This window comes from Vibrio sp. Vb1574 (genome assembly GCF_033338675.1).
This window is the reverse complement of the sequence record NZ_JAWOTC010000003.1, coordinates 1-18315: the sequence shown is the minus strand read 5'-3', so window position 1 is coordinate 18315 and position 18315 is coordinate 1. Positions and strand designations below refer to the sequence as shown.

Annotated in this window: 4 protein-coding genes; all 4 read right to left on the bottom strand. The window is 44.5% G+C overall.

All coding sequences use genetic code 11. The annotated features are described in order from the left end of the window. Positions 1-28 precede the first annotated feature (28 nt). Positions 29-877 carry a mechanosensitive ion channel family protein gene (locus tag R7O12_RS03115; protein WP_005375171.1) on the bottom strand — a complete coding sequence of 283 codons (849 nt, stop codon included), beginning with the start codon at positions 875-877 and terminating at the stop codon, positions 29-31. Between the two features lie 97 nt (positions 878-974). Continuing rightward, the gene (locus tag R7O12_RS03110) at positions 975-1880 is read right to left on the bottom strand and encodes an OmpA family protein (protein ID WP_206959025.1); all 906 of its coding nucleotides are present in this window, start codon (positions 1878-1880) and stop codon (positions 975-977) included. Positions 1881-1889: 9 nt separating this feature from the next. Then, positions 1890-5405 carry a hypothetical protein gene (locus tag R7O12_RS03105; RefSeq protein ID WP_206959027.1) on the bottom strand — a complete coding sequence of 1172 codons (3516 nt, stop codon included), beginning with the start codon at positions 5403-5405 and terminating at the stop codon, positions 1890-1892. 68 nt (positions 5406-5473) lie between these two features. Further along, a complete protein-coding gene (locus tag R7O12_RS03100; protein WP_318125612.1) occupies positions 5474-16756 on the bottom strand; it encodes a hypothetical protein in 11283 nt (3760 codons plus the stop codon). Positions 16757-18315 lie beyond the last annotated feature (1559 nt).

The window sequence follows — 18315 nt, the reverse complement described above, 5'->3', positions numbered from 1 at the left end:
TTTGAAATTAAAGGCGAAGTACGATGCTCTATTCTTCTCGCACTACAGGAAAACGTTGCTCATAAAGTTCCATAAAGTCCTTACGAATTAAGTGCTCTAAGTGGTTCGCTTTATCGGTTGGGCAGAAAATCATCACGTGCAGAATTTGTTCACCATTAATGTTGCTAGAAATATGCATATGTGGCTCAGAACCAGGAAGGTCAACACCGGCATGTTTTTCAATCATCGCATTGTAACGATGTGCAACATCAGCAAAGTAACTGCAATGTTCTTCAATTTTATCAGTTAAAATCGGTAACAGTGGATACAAATTGACGAAGTCTTTCACCACTACAGAAAAGTTGTGGTAAACGTACCGCTTCATGAAGTTGAGGTTCTTTACTGGATAGGTAAAGAACATACTATTAGGCAATGTCGCTGTTTTGCCGGTGTAATGATATTGCCCGTGATGCAGGTCGATCTCTTGAATCACCGTCGCCATCATATTGTGCTCAATCACTTCACCACACAACTTCCCGACCTCAATCCAGTCTCCAACGCGAAAAGAACGCGAACTTGCTCTTTGAATCGAACCCGTAAAACACAAAATGATTTCTTTGGATGCCACTACAATGGCAACGGCAATCGCCGTTACACTCAGAGCAAACTCGTTAATTTCTGATTGCCATAAAATAAATAAAATCAGTAATGTAACAGCAAAGGTGCCATTTTTAGTTCTAGACATCCAACTACGCTGATCTTCTGAGAGAAAAGCGTGATCACCACGAATCATCGATAAAATTGCACGACGAATTAACCACATAATCGCAAAGATCAGTGCGGTAAAAATCAATTTATGAGTGAGAAGAAAATCGACGACTAACTGCACTTTCTCCATTACCCGACTCCCTGTTTGGTTTAGATAGGTTGACCTTTCATGCTAAATATCGCTCAGAAAACAGATAGCTAGCTTGCGAGAGGACAACCTTACCAAATTATTCAGTCGGTAGCCCCAGTTCACTCTCTTTAAATACGATAAACGCACGGCGGTTTAAAGCATTGGCTTCTGGAGATTCTTCGTTGATCACAGGTTGAAGCTCACCAAAGGCTTTTACTTCCCACACAAACTGCGATGGATCGAGTTTCGTCTTGAGATACGCCACCACGGTTTGCGCTCTTCGCTCCGCCAATTGTTCATTATAAGAGAGCGAACCCACTTGGTCGGTATGACCAGCCACCATAATGCTACCTTCTAAACCTTGCAGTTTTGCGATGAAATCATCTAATTGTGAAAGGTCTTCCGGTTTTAATTCCGACTTATCGAAATCGAAGTGTGGTGTCATCGCCATGTAGATCTTACGTTCTGGTTTTGGCGGCTCACAGAAAGGCATCTCTTCGTACTTCTTCGCCTCTTCAAACATCACGTAAGCACGACGGTTTTCAGCACGAGCTTGATCCGATTTACCCAACGCTAGCGGCTGCGACTCACCAAAGTGCTTCACTTCCCAATCGTATTGCTCTGGGTCGAGTTGCTGCTGAAGGTACGCTTCTACCGATTCAGCGCGTCGCATAGACAGCTTCTCGTTATATTCGTCAGAGCCTTTAAAATCGGTGTGACCAACAATCGTGATGCGTCCGCTCAAGCCTTGAATATCACGGATGAACGCACCTAGGCTTGCCGCATCGGCTTCACGAATGATGGATTTATCGAAGTCGAAATGCTCGGCTACCGCAATATGGATTTCGCGTTGCGGTGCCAAACATTCACTGATCAGAAACTTGGAGACATTGACATCGGCAAACTTTTCTCGGTTCTCTTGGCTTACATACGCATCCGCCGAACAACCTGCCAATATTGCCCCTGCGATCATGCCGCTTAACAAACGAATCGTCGTTTTCATATCGCCCTCTTATAACTTACCAACTAGGTTAATGAACACGCCTGATGCATCGTAATCGTCATCATTCGCTAGATTGCCATCAAAGCCTGAGAAGTTGTAACCCACGCCGACTTTGAAGTTGTCGCTCAAATGTTTGTTAACCGAAACCAATGCTCCCTGCTCTAACTCGTCGTAGGTGCTGTCCGTCTTCCAGTGGTACTCACCAGTCACGTCCCAATCTTTCATAACACGGTAAGAGGCACTCAAACCGTAGAGAGAAATTTTACTGTCGACTGGAATGTCTTCGCCTGACTGACGAGTGAAGATTTCATGCTTGTCCTTATAAGCGTATTTCGCGCCTAAATCCCAGTTTGCATCCAACGAGTAGATACCTTCGATTTCGATGATGTGGCTTTCTTCATCTTTGTAATCCACATCGCGGTTAAGTTGGTCGAAGTCCACCAAATACGTATAACGAGAAAGTACGTTCAAACGGTCGTTGTAGATTGGGCGATATGCTAAACCTGCGGTCGACTCAATAAAACGAGCCAACACTTTATCGCTCGATTTGCTCTCTGAGCGTGAGTAGTTGAACTTACCAAACAAGGTGTACTCTTCCGTTAGATGATGTGTGTAACGGTTAGTCGTCACCCATTGGTCGACACGTTTTTTATCTGGGTCTGCGGAATCATCGGTCTTGTCGACACGGTACTCGACTTTGTTCTTGAACAATACGTCATCGACATCGATGGATGTGCTCACACTCACGGCTTGGCGCTCTGTGGTGATCTTCTGGTCGTCTTCAATTTCGCCTTTTTGATAGCCAATCCCCATGTCGATGTCGTCGTTCATGTCGTAACCAAAACCAAACGAGTCAATACGACCTTTGCCGTTGTTCTCATCTACAAATTGGTTTTCTTGGTAGAAATCGACGGTTGAAGTCAGGTCTGCACGTTGACCGACAATCACGTTGTTTTTGCCTTCGTAAGTGTCGTCTACGTAGGTTAAGTAGGTGCTGTAATCTTCCGTTACGTCATACGTCACGCTCGCTTCTGCGGCATCGCCGCGATCACCCGTGGTGTATTCCGCGCCAACCACAAAGTCTTCTAGAATTCGCGTTTCACCACCGAGCGTGACGCTGTCGTTCTCGTCGTATTCGTCTGTTTGGCCTACGGTTTTCTGACCTTTGATGTACACGTTGTTGTCGCTGTCCCAGATGTAGTCAGCACGCAGACCCGCTAACGTGCCTTTGCCTTTTTCATCTTGGTTGTTTAGCTCTTCAACTTGTTTACCCGCTGCCGAGATCTTGATGTGTTTGGTGACTTTAACTTGGGTTTCCAATTCCGCTTGCTGGGTATCCGTTCGCAAATCACCATCGGATTCACGCTCTTCAACCGAGGTAAAGCGCGTCTTAACAGCAACTCGGTCAGTGGCTTGGAAACGAATTTCGGTACCGTAAGACTCTTGCTCTAAGTCATCATCTTGGCTAGCAAAACTGTAACCTGCGTCTTTGGATTTGTACCAAGCTTTAACGTCGTTACCCACCGCAGAGAATACGTTAGGAGCTAAGTCGTAAAGGTTCATCACCCCTTTCACTTGGTAGATATCACCTTCACGATCTTCCGCGTTGCTGCCAATTGGGGTAAAGGTTAAACCGCCATCGAAAGAAACGTAGTTGGAATCGGTTTGACGACCTTTACTGTGTCCGAATTCGGCTTTTAAGTACGTCCCTTCAGATGCACGCAAGGTTAAGTCCGTGCCGTACGCTTCGTAATCTTGGTTGTCTTTTTCTTCGGTTTGGTAGTTTGCACCCACACCGATGTAGTCGTTCACCCAACCTTTCACACGACCACCAGCGGTCATTGCGTCAAGCGCGTCACTGCCTTGAGGGACGTATTCATAGTCCACCGCAAGATAGTTTTTGTATCCTGAACTCGGTTGGTCGTTTATCACATCACCAAAGTTATCCGAAATGATGTTGTTCAGCGGTCTGGTCAGAATAATGCGGCCTTGGTATGGGTCGATTTCATAGTCACGCCCCGATTGCAGCGGCATTTCTTGCACAGTGATGCTGCTGTCTGGGTCGACAACTTTCACCATCACTTTGTCACTGCCCGGTACCACTTCACCATGACGCAAGAAGTACAACGAACCACCAGTACCTAGGAATTCATCGTGAGCGAAGAGTGAATCAGATTCAGCCGCAAAGCCAACAATGTTTAGACGATCTTCACCAAACTTGGTGGTTGAACGAGTACGGTAGTCACCTTTAAAGCCGTATAAGCTACGGTTGTAATCGTTGTTGTCGGTGCCAGTAATGCCAGTGTTGTAGTTACCCCACAACACATTGGATTTGTCGTACTCAACGTTGAGGTAAACCTTACCTTTGGTATTTACCACTTTGTAGATGTTGGAACTGTCACCATAGTTGCCGTAATACATCTCATCGTCGTCTTCGAGAATGTCGAATACGCTGGATGAGTCAGAGGCAAACGGGTTCTTAAACATGTCTCGCACGTCACTCTCTTTAGTATCAAAGTGAGTGGTAACTCTGAGTTTGTCGCCAAATTTACCCTGACCAAAGTACGCCAAGCGTCCTTGGTTATAGATGTCATCTTGGTATTGCTCGTCGACGGCTAATGCGGCGGAGTTGCCCGTCACTTTGTTTTTACCGATGTAGAAATCCGCAAGACCTGCTTGTACCCAATACTCATCAGGAATACGCACGTACAGTTGGTAGCGACGCTCTTCACCGCTGTCGAATACTACACGAGTAGGGAAGAGATACGCATCTGCTGGCAAGTACTGTTCTGCGTATAACTCGCCCTCTTCCACATCAAACTCGTCTTCGCCAATCACGACTTTATCGACGCCTTTTAGTCCCGTACCCATGAATCTTGCCAGACCCGCAGAGGTTGGAATGTTGTGACGCATCAACTGAGCTTTACCAAGCTTGCGGCTTTGCTCTTCTTCACCGTCGTTCTTGTCGATATCGACTTCAGAATCTGGCTCGACAAGGTCAATCACACCAACCGTCGTCACGTCCATGTTGCCGTCTTTATCGAAGGCTTTTAAACGGAACAACAGCTGTGTGTTGGATTCAAATTGATACTCTTGGTCGGTCGCGCCATCCCAAACAATGTTGAAATCGTTGGCAAATTGCTGACCTTCAACCACTGCTAAAGGGTCAACCAAGCCACGGTCACCACCACGGAAGACTTCCAGTTGGTAATGGTCAACGTAGTAGCTGAAGTTGGTTGTGATAGCAAAGCTCATCTCTTGCAATGGCTTGCCATCTTTCACTTCAACATCGCTGCTAATGCTCAGGTCAAGTACCGGGTCAAATCGCATGATGTCGCGGCTTACCCAAATCGCACCTTGGTCTAGGTAGATACGCGAGTTATCCGTTTGTTCGTGAGCTTTTACTTCAATACCCAGTGAGTCACTGTCAAGTTTCTCCAATTGGCTGGTGTCTTTCGCGTACGAAAGTATTGGCAACGCAGCCGCGATACACATTGTCAGTTTTGATTGTCTAAATCTAATCATAATAATCCTGCTTAACCGCTTGAGTGGTTGGCTGGGTCTGGCCCAGCCTGCGTCTGTACTGCGAACGGTTAATCATCCCCACTGCTTTGAATACTGAAGTTAAATTTCGTCAGTTTGTTTGGTGTGATTCGGCGTACTTTCGGGTTCTCACTGACCACCCTCATGCCTGTCGGTAGCGAGTCTGTGTCGACTTTGACCAAGAACTGCTTACCTTTTTTATTCAACACCCACTGATCTGGAACGTGGTATCGACCATATTGGTCTGTCTCGATGATGATGCCTTCGACCGTTAAGAGTCGAACGCCTGGGATACCGTCTTCGTAAAGTCCTTTGTTCTCTACAATGATTTCCCATAAGTACATATCCCCATCTCGGTAGAGGTTTCTCACCACGTCGATGTTCTCTGCCGACAGACCTTTTTTCTTATCTCCTTTGTGCTTGGTAATCGCGTTACCTTGCTTATCGAACTCGATGTGCGTGCCGTTATCCGTTGTCACCTTGAACGGGAAACCTTGGCGAGTTCGAGTATTAAACTGGAACACCACTTTGTTGCTGTGTTCGAGGGTACGGTTACGAGATAGACCAAACAGCTCATCGACTTCATAGCCTTTGTCCACACTCGACATAACAACGTCTTGGCCTTTGAGTTTCACCTTCACATCTTTAAGTTGGGTTTCAACGCCATCTTGAGTAATGAAAGTTGAGCCCAGTACGTAATCGCCTGCGGCAAGGTCTACATCAATATAAATGTCATCTGCCGTTGCGTCTGCTTGGAAACCGTCACCGTTGTGGTCTTCAAACACCTTGCCGATGATCGAAGCGGTGTCGAATACCTTATCTGGCATGACTTCAACCGTTGCACTGGCGAGGTTCGACTTCACAACGTAGTTGGTCGTGGTGTTTTGTGCCGAGAAGCTTTCTGCCGGTGGCGCTTCGGCCCATGCTGTGTTGGTGTAAACGCCAAAGGTAGCACCGACGCTTACACGCATTAGGTAACGGATACGAACAGCATCAGCGGTTTTCGAATCGCCCTTGCCGTAAATATTCATGTCGCCGACTTCGAAGAACAGTTGATTGGTCTTCGTTGGCTCTACGGTGATTTGGATGTCATCCGAGGTATCAAATACGCCATCAGGACCACTGTTGACCATCTCTGTCGAGTCTGGGATGTAAGCAAAGCCGCCCGGATAGCGGTCAACCAAACGTACACCCGTGAATGGGTTGTCGTTTTCATTGGTAATCACGACTTCGTATTCAACAACTTCACCGACGCTCGCCTCTGACTTGCTCGCTACCTTGGTCACTTTCAGCATGCCTTCGTTGTAAGCTTGCTTCTTAACCTTGATCGTGACGTTGGCGGACGCGACTTCACCTGTCGATGCTTTCGCGGTAAAGACGTTCGTGAAGTTGTCATCAATGCCTTGGTTGATCTCACCTGTCACTACGATTTCGTATTCATTACCTTGGTACGCCTTCATAGTGTGGTTTGAATCGACATTGCTATCTGAATCGACAGAAACCACCACACCAGACTTAAGCTCAGTGATGGTCGCTTTCCATGTGGTGAACAATGGATTGCCGTTGTTACCAATAAGCTTATCGATTTCATCCAACAGGTTGACGCTTTCTGCATCTGCAGAGCCTCGGTTGGTCGCCGTCATCGTGAAGGTAATTTCATCGTCGTCGTTGGTGTATTCCGCTTTATCTGCCACCTTGGTCACCGACAAAATGATCGGCAGTGGTTTGATAGTTGCGAAATCATCCGCCAGAACATCACTTTCTGACTTGTCGTAGGCATACGCGTGGTTGGTGATTTCTCCCATCGCATCCGCGTTGACGACACCCGTGATTTCAATGTCCAACTTATCGTTTGGCGCAATAATCACACGGCTATTCACGTCCAGATTGTCACCTTGAATCTGTGGTAACACGATGGTGCGGTCATCACTGTATGAGCTTGTCATGCTCCAACTGGTAAACGCTGGCGCTTCGGTGTCATGAATCGTATTTACCTTCAACTCTGAGATAAGATCCTTAAGCACTATCTCTTCGGTAAACGATCCAGATTCATTACTTAACACCACGTGGTAAGTGACGTTTTCACCCGGACGGTAGTACTCATCATCGACGGTCTTCTCTAGCTTGACCGACTCTGGCATCGCCAATAGCATCGCGCTTGCTTCTTGAGTTTCACCGCGGAACAACGCACTTGCTGTGTTCTCAATCTCGCCCGTTGCGTATTGATTCACCAAACCAGTGATGACGAACTCCACTTCATCATTCGCTGCAATGGTCAGCGTTGAATCGATGTCCGTATTTACGCTTGGAATATTGGTAATGTCAGTATCGGAACTGCCCTTGTTAACTTCGATACGCCACGAATCGAACGCTTTGACTGTCGTGCCATCTAAACGAACCACTTCAAGATCACTAATGGCATCTTTCACCTCGACATCTGTTGCTGGCACCGTACCTTCGTTCTTCACTTTGACGCGGAATGTCGCTTCTTTGCCCGGAATGTAGAACTCAGTGTCAGCGGTTTTCTCGATAGAGATACCTTGCGATTGAGGCTGAATAGTCGCGCTCGATTGTTGTGTGGTGCCATTCAAATCAGCGGTGGCAGTGTTGGTAATTTCACTCGCCGCTAATGGGTTGGTTTTCGCAGTAATGGTGAACTCAACAATGTCATGCGGCGCGATATCGATCACTGAACGAATGTCTTGGTTATCGATAGGCATTGGCGTGATCGTAGTGCGGCTGTCACTGTTGGTTGTTTCAATCGTCCAGCTTTCAAACGCTCGCTCATTAACCCCATAGATGTTGGTCGCTTTGATACCAGACAGGATGTCATCCAATTTAATGTCGTTATCGAAGCCATCGGTACCGTTGTAAACACGAACATGGAACACCGCGTCCTCACCCGGAATGTAAATTGGTGACTCTGCTGTTTTCTCAATCCAAACTTCTTCAGGTAGGGTTTCTAACGTTGCTGTTGCATCGGTAGTCGCACCGCCGAACTCAGCCGTCGCGGTGTTAATGATGTTAGCAACCGCACTGCTGTTGATTGTACCTGTGATGGCAAATTCAACCGTGTCACCAGGTGCAATATCAAGGTTGGTAGAAATGTCACCGTTTGGTCCTGGTACCGTTTCGATGTTGGTACGTGGGTCGCCTTTAGTGGTCACGATCGTCCAATCATTCAACGCTGGTTCCATTGCCCCACCCGAGGTTTCCACTTCAAGTGAAGAAATGATGTCCTCGACTTTTACATCGGCCGCAAAGCCAGAACCGTTGTTGGTCACTTTGACACGGAATGTAGAGAACTCTCCCGGCTGGTAGTAACGCTCATCGGTGGTTTTCTCTAGAACAATATCGCCCGGACGCGGTTTCAACGTTGCTGTTGCCGTCACGTCCTTACTGTTGTGATTCAACGTTGCGGTGTTAACAATGTCGCCCGTCGCTTCCGTATTGACTAAGCCAATAACGTAAAGGGTGATGGTGTCGTTCGGTGCAAGGTCGATGTTGTAATCGATATCCTTGTCAACAACGAGTGAGTTAGCATCGACTGTCGTCAGTGAACTGCCCGTAACATACTGAACCGCCCATTGTAGGAAGGCTTGGTTCGCCGAGCCATCAATGGTGTTCACGGTTAGCGCACCAATTTCATCTTTTAGGTTGATGTCATTCGCGTAGCTGTTACCTTCGTTGACAATTTTCAGAATGTAACCTGCTGCTTGGTTAGGGCTGTAAAACTCTACCATTGGCTCTTTGGTGAACGTTAAATCTGGGATCTTCGCCGTGCTGGTCGCTTCTGCAGTTTTAGTTGAACCGTTGTAGGTCACTTCAACTTGGTTGGTGACATCGCCCACCACTTCTGGGTCTAGATCCCCTTCTGCCGTAATAGTCACCACATCATTTGGACCGATGTCCAAGCTGCCATCTAAAAACTCACCAGTGGACGATGGGAACTTAGTGTCACCCGTCTGTGAAGATACATTGAAGAAGATGGTGCCAGATTCAAACGCTTTTACTGTTGCGCCAGTAATACTGGTTGAAGTGATGTCGTTGACCAGATCTTTGATCGCCACATCACTCGCCCAGTTGGCTGTGGTGTTTTCGATCTTGATGGTATATGTCAGCTTGTCACCTGATTCGTATTGGCTCTTATCAACGGTTTTATCGACCGTGAGATCAGCCGCTGCCGCCACATAAGTCGCATCCGCAGTTTGAGAGCCGTTTGAATCGCTCACTTCCACTACGTTGGTGATATCGCCAACAAGGTCCGCTTTTACAACACCTTCAACATGAAGTTTCACTGTGTGATCTGGGTGAATGTTGTAACGAATCTGATAACCATTGTCGCCAGTCACCTCAGAGCCCGCGATTGGTTGAGTCAGCGTTGGATCTGTACCATCAACACTCACTGATGTTGCTGACCAAGAATCAAACGCACGCACAGGTAATGTTGCGCCTGCTTTCTCAGCGCGAATCGTCTTCCAAAGGTCTGAAATCAGAACATCGGTCGCATAACCTGTACCGGTATTTTTCACCTCAATGTCGTAACCAATGGTATCGCCCGGATGGTAAATCGCAGGAGTGATTGAGGTGACTTTCGAAACTGCAAGTGTACCCGGTTCTGGATAGATGAACTTTTCACGTAAGTTGTATGTATAGAAATCGGTACTAGAGGCTAGTCTTCCTTTAATTTGGTTAGTGAACTCACCAACAGCATCATCGCGGACGTGGCCGACAACTTCGATAAGTATCTCTGCATTACCACTCATGGGAACATCCTCTACATTGATGTCCTTATCCGCGGGCGCAGCATTAATTAAATCAACTTTAGTAAAAGTAGCGTCAAGACCAGGGTCTACAATTTGCGCAGAAACTGTCCAATCTTTCAGCGCAACCTCTTCTTTACCACTTGCTGTTTGAACCTTGTAATCCGTAATCGTATCTTGAATATCAATCAACTCGTTATTCGTCGTCTCATTTCGAACTCGGATTTGATAAACAATTTCAGAACTGGGGGTATAGGTCGGTGTCGTCGTCGACTTCTCAGCTGTTAAGCTTGATGTGCCTTGATTCAAAGTAACATCATTACTATCCACTCCATCGATAGTCGCAACGTTTGTGATGGTTCCTGTTGCGTCGGTCGCTACAACACCATCAATCTCAAATACGACAGTATCAGTTGGCATCAAGTCAAACGTAGCATCAAGAGGCACGTTACCTTGATATTGGCCACTTATAGAGAAACGACCTGGGTCAGGAGCGCTAACAACCGCAACACTGTAGTCTGTGAACGCAGATCCTCCAAGGGATGTATCTATTTCGTTCAACTTATCTACGATGCTCACATCGTTAGCAATACCTTCACCTGTATTTTGAACAGTAACCTGATATTGAACCTGCCCGCCAGGGTTATAGTGACAGTCTGTGCCTGTATCAGACGGGAACGTACAACTTGGACCAATTTCATCCGCGGTAGTACCAATAACAGTTTTGGTCACAACCAGAACAGGAGCAACTGGTGGAATTACATCCGTTGTATCACTTTGGTTGCCTGCTTTACCCGTGTTGCCATCGATATCACCAAGTGCATCTGGGCGAACTTTACCAGTAACCGTAAACTCAATGACTTCTTCCGGAGCGATATCGACTAACAGATCAAGATCATCAGTTGCATCATAAGATTCGATGTAAGTGTCTTGTGTTCCCGTTGTACCTGTTGAAGTAAAGGCATGAGAGATGTTCGTCTCTGAGAACGCAGATTTCGTCGTCCCGCCAATCACCTCAACGCGAACGTTAGAGACGATATCTTGGATAACGGTTTGGTCACGCCACACGGGTTCGGTGTTGGTTACCGTGAATTTATAGACGACCTCATCTCCCGGTTTGTAGGTGTCACCGGATGCATAAGATTTGCCATCGATAGAGACAATTTCTTTGTTCACCGACAGGTTACTGCCCTCTGGCGTGACTTTCGCAGAATTGAAGTTGCTACCGTTGTATTTCGGAGTCGCAACAATCTGGTCAAGCGCATCTTGGCGGATCTGTGACTCCATGACAAAGTCAATCCAACCACCCGGTGCAATCGAAAGTACAGGAATATCGATGTCTGCATTTGCGCCGCCGGTATAGCCATCAATTAGCGTCGTCGCTTCACCCGAGGTCGTCGCGGTGACTGTCCAACCATATTGGTCAAATGCAGGTAGCGTTTGTGAGTCAGATTCGCCCGCCGCGTTTTGCGCGACACGCACTTTGACGTTTGAGAACAACTCTTTCAGTGATTTGTTGTACTCCAAACCTTTACCATTGTTCTCAATGCGCAAGTGGTAAGCGATTTTTTCACCGTCTGTCGTATGGTTGTATGTAGTCTTGAGTGTTGACAGTGATGTATCGGTGTATGCTTTGTGCGACTTGATAATTTTTACCGGTAACATGTTCACGGGTTCTGACGGTAAATTATGACTGTTGTCTACCACAGCGACGTTGAGAATTGGGCCAACGGCTTTCTCACTGATCTTCGCTTTGATGGTGTAAGTAACAAAGGTTCCACCTGTCGCGAATCCGTTTGCGGCTAAGTTGAACTTAGTGTCGATATCTTTGTTATTGCTGACTGAGCCTGCATCACTGATACCACTCGAATCGGTACTGGTCATAATGGTCCATGAATCAAATGCATGGCCTTTACCACTTCCATCGAAGTAATCGGTCTGGATCTTGCTGATTTCATCCTTGATTGGCATCTCACTGATGTGAACGTTGTTCAGGTTCTTCAATGAGATTTCATACTCGATGTAACCACCCGGCGTGTAACCACCACTTAACTCGGTAGTGCCATCCTGATCGTAGATTTTGGTGACATGTTTTGAGAAGTCGTATTTCTCAGTAGACGCTTTGGTCTCCGCACTCACAGTATCACCATCGACAGTAAGCAAGTTTAAGATCTCACCGACGGCGTTGTCGTTCACCTTAGCTGTGACAACATATTCAATAGTTGTGCCTTTAGGGATTGACGCATGAGTATCGATGTCTGCGTTATCAGCAATCTTGCCATCCAGGTCGAGAATAGCCGCGGAGCTACCACTGACGATCCTTGGAACAACCGTCCAACCTGAGTCAAACGCTTTACCACTTGAGCCATCGACAAGGTCTACCATAACATTAGACAGTCGGTCGATAACGGGAATGTTGTATGCGCTACCTTTGCCATCGTTTTCGATCGTTAAGCGATAAACCAGCGGTTGCCCCGGTTCGTAACTTGATTGATCTACCGTTTTGGTAAACGCCAAATGATAGTCATTCGGAATGACCGTAATACCACCAATAGTAATTGTTCCAACTGCATCTTCGCGTACGATACCTTCAACTTGGTATGTCACCGAGTCACCGCCTGCAACATCAATCGTTGTGTCAATGTTTTGGTCATTTGCAACGATGCCATCCAGCGTACCATCGGTCGTGCCGTCGCCACCATTTGAATCGTCTTTAGACACATCTACAGTGAAGCCTCTATCAAATGGCGTCTTCAAGTCTCCATTCAACAACTGAGTCGTCACACCATTAATATCTTCTTTTACTTCATGGTCATTGACATAGCCCGTTTGGGAAGAAACGGTCACTTGGTAGGTTAAAGTATCGCCTGGTGAGTAGAATTTTGATTCCACACCGTTAACCAATAGTTTTCTGGATTCACTAAGGCCATTGCCAACGCGGTTCATTTCGTGATGAGACACGTGGGATTTTTCGTTTACTTTGCCACGTTCACGATACACATAAGCATCATTCTTAATTTTGTCATCTAAGTTTCCGAACGAATCTTGAGAACCTATCACATTATCTTTAACGTGAGCTTTGATGTAAAAGACTCGCTCCGCTTTCCCCTCAAGCGTCATGGTGTTCGAATCATCACCCGGTGGGTAGATAAAATCTTCGGTAGTTTTAGATTGAAAAGTGCCATCACCATCGTAATCAAACTGCCAGTATTCAAAAGGACTTTTGTTTTTGTCATCCTCAATTTGATTGTCTTTGTCATTCGCCAACGTGGCACGGATTTGACTTATAGGGTCAACCACTTTTAATCCTGATTCTGAGTTTTCACCATTGTTTATAACATGTATTTCATACGTCACGTCTTCACCGGGAATAAAGTTTACTTTATCCGCAGTTTTAAGGATTGAAACGTTGAGATTTAAATCAGATAAGCTACCAACTTCTGCTGATGATGATTGCTTAAGGTTGGTGGAAGGGTCATAAATTTCAACAGTATTAGAGATTTCTTCTCCAATATAAATATCGTCTCTCACAAGCGCGTGAATATTGAAGACAACATAACCCGCTGTACCATTTATTTTTGGGTCAATGTCTACAGCGGTATCAAGATTCTTGTCGTTAGAATACTCGCCAGCATAACTACCCGTGTGAAATGGCACATTGTTCGAGTCGGTACTTGAGGTAATCTCCCACTCAGAGAAAGCGTTCAACCCCAGAAGGTCATCAGTCACTAATACTTCATTCGCATATCCTGAACCTGTGTTTAAGATAGTAATTTTGAAGTCCACCCATTTTCCTGGTACGAAGCTATCATTTGGTGTTGTTTTTAAAACGGTTACTTTCGGTTGACGCGGAACCACAACAGCCTTAGCACTTGAACTTTTTAGAATATCCGAATCCGGCGTTCTTATCTCGGCGGTGTTGTCAAAGCTTGTAAATAGGATTTCATCCTTGTTAGAACGATCTATCTGAGCGACGATCGTATACAACACTTCGACGTTTGGCGGGATTTGGGCCGTAGTGTCTAGGTCTGTGTTATCGCTGAAGGTACCAACATCTGTATAAGCAGGATTGCCATTGAGACGAGGGTCATCCGAGATGATTTCCGCACTGATCTTCCAAGATTTAAATACAGCTTTCGTTTTACCATCTGGCTCCAGTATACCAGCGGTGATCGTCGACAATGAATCTTTCACAGCGACGTTTGTCGCGTAACCGTTCTCTTTGTTGTTTTTCAAACTAATTTGATAAGTGATTTCTGTCTCTGGTTTAGAGTAACTAGTTTGCCCATCATGAAAGCTCGTATCAGTATTGGTCTTAACACGTTTGTTTAACTCAATCGCAAAATCACGAGGATCAGAACCACGGTCGGCATAGACAGAGCCATCCACCGTGACTTCGTTTGAGATATGACCATTTGCAATTGGGTTAGTGTCGGCAACGATGGTGTATTCGATATAGGAGTGAGGTTGAAGCGTTGCGATGACATTTAAATTATCAGGGTGTTTAACTTCTCCAGTAATCCCCGTATTTGAAGCAGTTGCTGGTGTACCGTCGTCTTTAAACGCTTCAGCGGTGATCGTCCAATCCGAATAAGCATTGATTTCTTTGCCGTTGATATCGGTTGTTTTCACTGAGTTCAGGTCATCTAGCACCTGAACTTGGTTTGCAAAACCATCACCGTCGTTCGTCACGGTAATGGTGTAAGTAAGAGTCTGGCCTGAAGAGTAAAAACGGCTATCTACATCTTTACTTGCGCGTAAGTTGTCATCTGGGGTTTGAACACCCGAGCCTTCTTCAGTGACGTTGTCGTTAGAACAACTTGGGTCGTCATCAAGAATGAGACCTGTGCTGGTATCATTGGTTTTCGCAGTCAGCTTATACTTGATGGTTTTACCCGGAGCGATATCCGGGGTTAGCGAAAGTGGACTCGACGTCCAAGTACCGTAGCTAAAGGTACCTGGGTCCGAGCCATTCGAATCTTCACCCGAAATAACCTCTACTTTCCACTGTTCAAAAGCTTGGGCATCGCCTGCGCCACCCGCTTGCTCAGTCTTAACACACGTCAGGTTATCTTGGACTAACAGGTTGTTGGCAAAGTATTTTGATGAGCCATTTGTAACGGTAATTTCGTACTCAATTTCACCGCCTGGTACATATTCCGATGCAGAAGTCGTTTTGGAAATAGAGATATCAGAATCGGTCACACTCAACACTTTTTCAGCATCAACCGTATCCGAAATACTGGAGCTTTTGACCAATGAGCCTGAGTCATCCGTTACTGAAGCAGTAAAGCCTTGCAAGGTGCCAATCGTGATTGGAGTAAGGGTTGCTTTAATTTGGTAAGTGATCGACTCACCCGGATAGATAGAAACGGTATCGTCAAAATCGACATCCGTCTGCGCGCTGCCTTGGTAGTCAGAAAGTGAGTTACTGCCAATGCTTGAAACCGTGATTTCCCAAGTCGTGAAGGGGTTACCATCCACATCGGTGTTGTTGTAAGAAGGGGATAAATTGTTAGCTAAACCATTGCGGCTAACTAGGTCTTTAATGTTCTGTTTTACATGATAATTATGAGCAATCGCGCCACCGTTGTTACTCACTTTCAATTCAAAATCCACCTCACCGTTAATCAGGTATGGCGATGTTGAGTTGAGCGTGTGTTCCAGTGCAATTTCAGGATCAGATGGAGGCGTTGATAGTGGGTTGCCGTCGACCTTACCAGCACGAGTCGTGGAGCTTGCTTGGGTATCAATATCGGAGATTAAGTCCGCAGCAACCGTTGCTTTGATGGTGTAAGTAATGTAGCCACCAACAGAGATCTCCGCATCGGTGACTGACAAATCTCCCGTTGTTGCAAAGGTACCCGCATCGCTCCCTGATGAAGCCACGGCACTAATGGTCACGCTGCTAAATGCACTCCCTGTTGAGCCATCTAATTTTTGTCCTGTTAAAGACGCAAACTCTTGCTCAATATCTAATCCTTTAACCGCATAAGCACCGTTATTGGTTGCCGTTAAAGAATAAGTCAGTGTGCCGCCAACATCGTATTCGGTCGGGCTAACGTATTCTTCCAGAAGATAATCGTATTCAGCCGGAGGGAAAGTAATTGTATCTGGGTTAGTAAAAGTCGTCTCTGTGCCGGAAACCGTTCCTTTTACTTCGGTGTTGCCAAGAACAATATCTTCAGCAGCATCATCAGCAACCGTCGCTTCAATTTGATAAGTAATACGCCCTAACGGTAATAGGTTTGCGCCGGTCACATTCAGGTTGCTATTGCTAGAGGAGTAAGTACCTGCATTGGTTCCTAGCGTATGAGTATCAGTGATCTTGACACTACTGAATGCTCTATTCGAACCAGACATCACATCCCAAATGGCGTTCGTTACTGAGACATCACTGATCGTGCTGATCGTCGTGTTTCGAACTTCAATCGAGTATGTAATGACCTGTCCATTTTCGTAGGGCAGACCGAATGTTGGATTAAAGGATATTTCTATTTCGCCTGCAGCTAATGCATTTTCAGAGTAAAAAAAAGCAATCAATAACAAGATAACACTAATCTTAAACATTGATGTAATGCTTTCCAACTTGTATAAATTTTTATTAGTCATTTTTAAGAAAGTATAATCCATAAAAATATAATATTTAGCGTAATAACACTGTTGAATTTAAAATAATAAAAATAAAAACCAAAATTAATCCCTGTTTTTCATGATAAATACACAACATTATTATCAGCCTAATGGCACAAAGTAATTTATATTTAAAATATAATAATCAATTGCAAATAGTAACAATAAATAAAATATATTGTTATATAAAGAATAGTTATCAGATTTGTCTTACAAAGAAATAAATGTATGGCTACAAAGTGGTAAGTAAAAAAATGCACATGATAATTTGTTTGAATCGTACACATGAATAAAACCACCATATATTCATTAAATCTATCATTCGAAAAGATTTTAATAGAAACCTCAGATGGGATTCGGATAAGTAATTTAAGCTATTATTCCTACCGTGACCTTTCACAACCTACATAACCTTTCGATTGGGTATAGACTCGAGCTTTATGTTGTTCTAACAGGTGATAAATCCCACCGACCAAAGCCAAGTTAAATTTTTATCCCAAAGTTCGTTTCCTTTTTTAACTTTCAGAAAAATTACAATATCTTCGCTATTTACCATACCACACTTTTCTATCTCCCTTGCGACAATACTTTGAACTACAGTACACCTGTAACATGACAGTAAGTTCTCAGCCTATTTCTTCAATAATTAATATCTAATCGTAATTACGTGTCGCTGACTACACCGGGTGAACTATATAAATTAACAACGCAATCTATTTAAAGCTTTTTAATTTTTTTGAGTTGTAAGAACGATAATTCCTGTATTTATATTTTAAATTTCCCTATACAATATTATAAGATTTTATATGATAATTAATGACGATATAACGTCGTATTTATTTAATAAAACACATTACCAACAATAAAATAAGATTGTAAAAAAGAAAAATTTTAAATTTACTGATATGATAATACATTTTTATTTTACAGCAAGGTTTAATGTACTTTATCTGAAATACTTAATACTCCATATTGTTTATTTTTAAAAAGTATCAAATAATTCATCCAAGTTACTAATACTAAAAAATTATGGATATAAAAATAAATTATCACTAAGTTTTCAAAAATGCTCTAAGATACAAACTATGAAAATGAATAGAGTACTATATGACATTTCTACCACAGTTAACCTAAAAATAATTAGCTAGTAAAATATTGATATTCTTCACTAGATCAGAAAAACTAAAAATTACAAACATACGACTTTAAGAAAAAAACCTAGACTTTAAACTGTTTATTTAATGATGATATGTAATTGGATTCGATACTCTTTGACAATACTCTTCAAAAAGCACTTAGAAATTACTCCTCTCTGAAGGCGCGATTCATGCTTTCTGTAATTGGCTTTATTAGGTAGCTCAATGGCGTTCGTGGCTCAGATAAAATCAGCACTTCGGCATTCATGCCTGAGGTTAAACGGGCTTTGTTGCGTAATTCGATGGAACTAAATCAGGAAGTTACGATCTGATCGGTTACATCAGTTAATCATCGTAGCC

Coding starts and splice junctions, on each gene's coding strand:
- R7O12_RS03115 (WP_005375171.1), bottom strand. CDS start 877: ATGGAGAAAGTGCAGTTAGTCGTCGATTTTCTTCTCACTCATAAATTG.
- R7O12_RS03110 (WP_206959025.1), bottom strand. CDS start 1,880: ATGAAAACGACGATTCGTTTGTTAAGCGGCATGATCGCAGGGGCAATA.
- R7O12_RS03105 (WP_206959027.1), bottom strand. CDS start 5,405: ATGATTAGATTTAGACAATCAAAACTGACAATGTGTATCGCGGCTGCG.
- R7O12_RS03100 (WP_318125612.1), bottom strand. CDS start 16,756: ATGTTTAAGATTAGTGTTATCTTGTTATTGATTGCTTTTTTTTACTCT.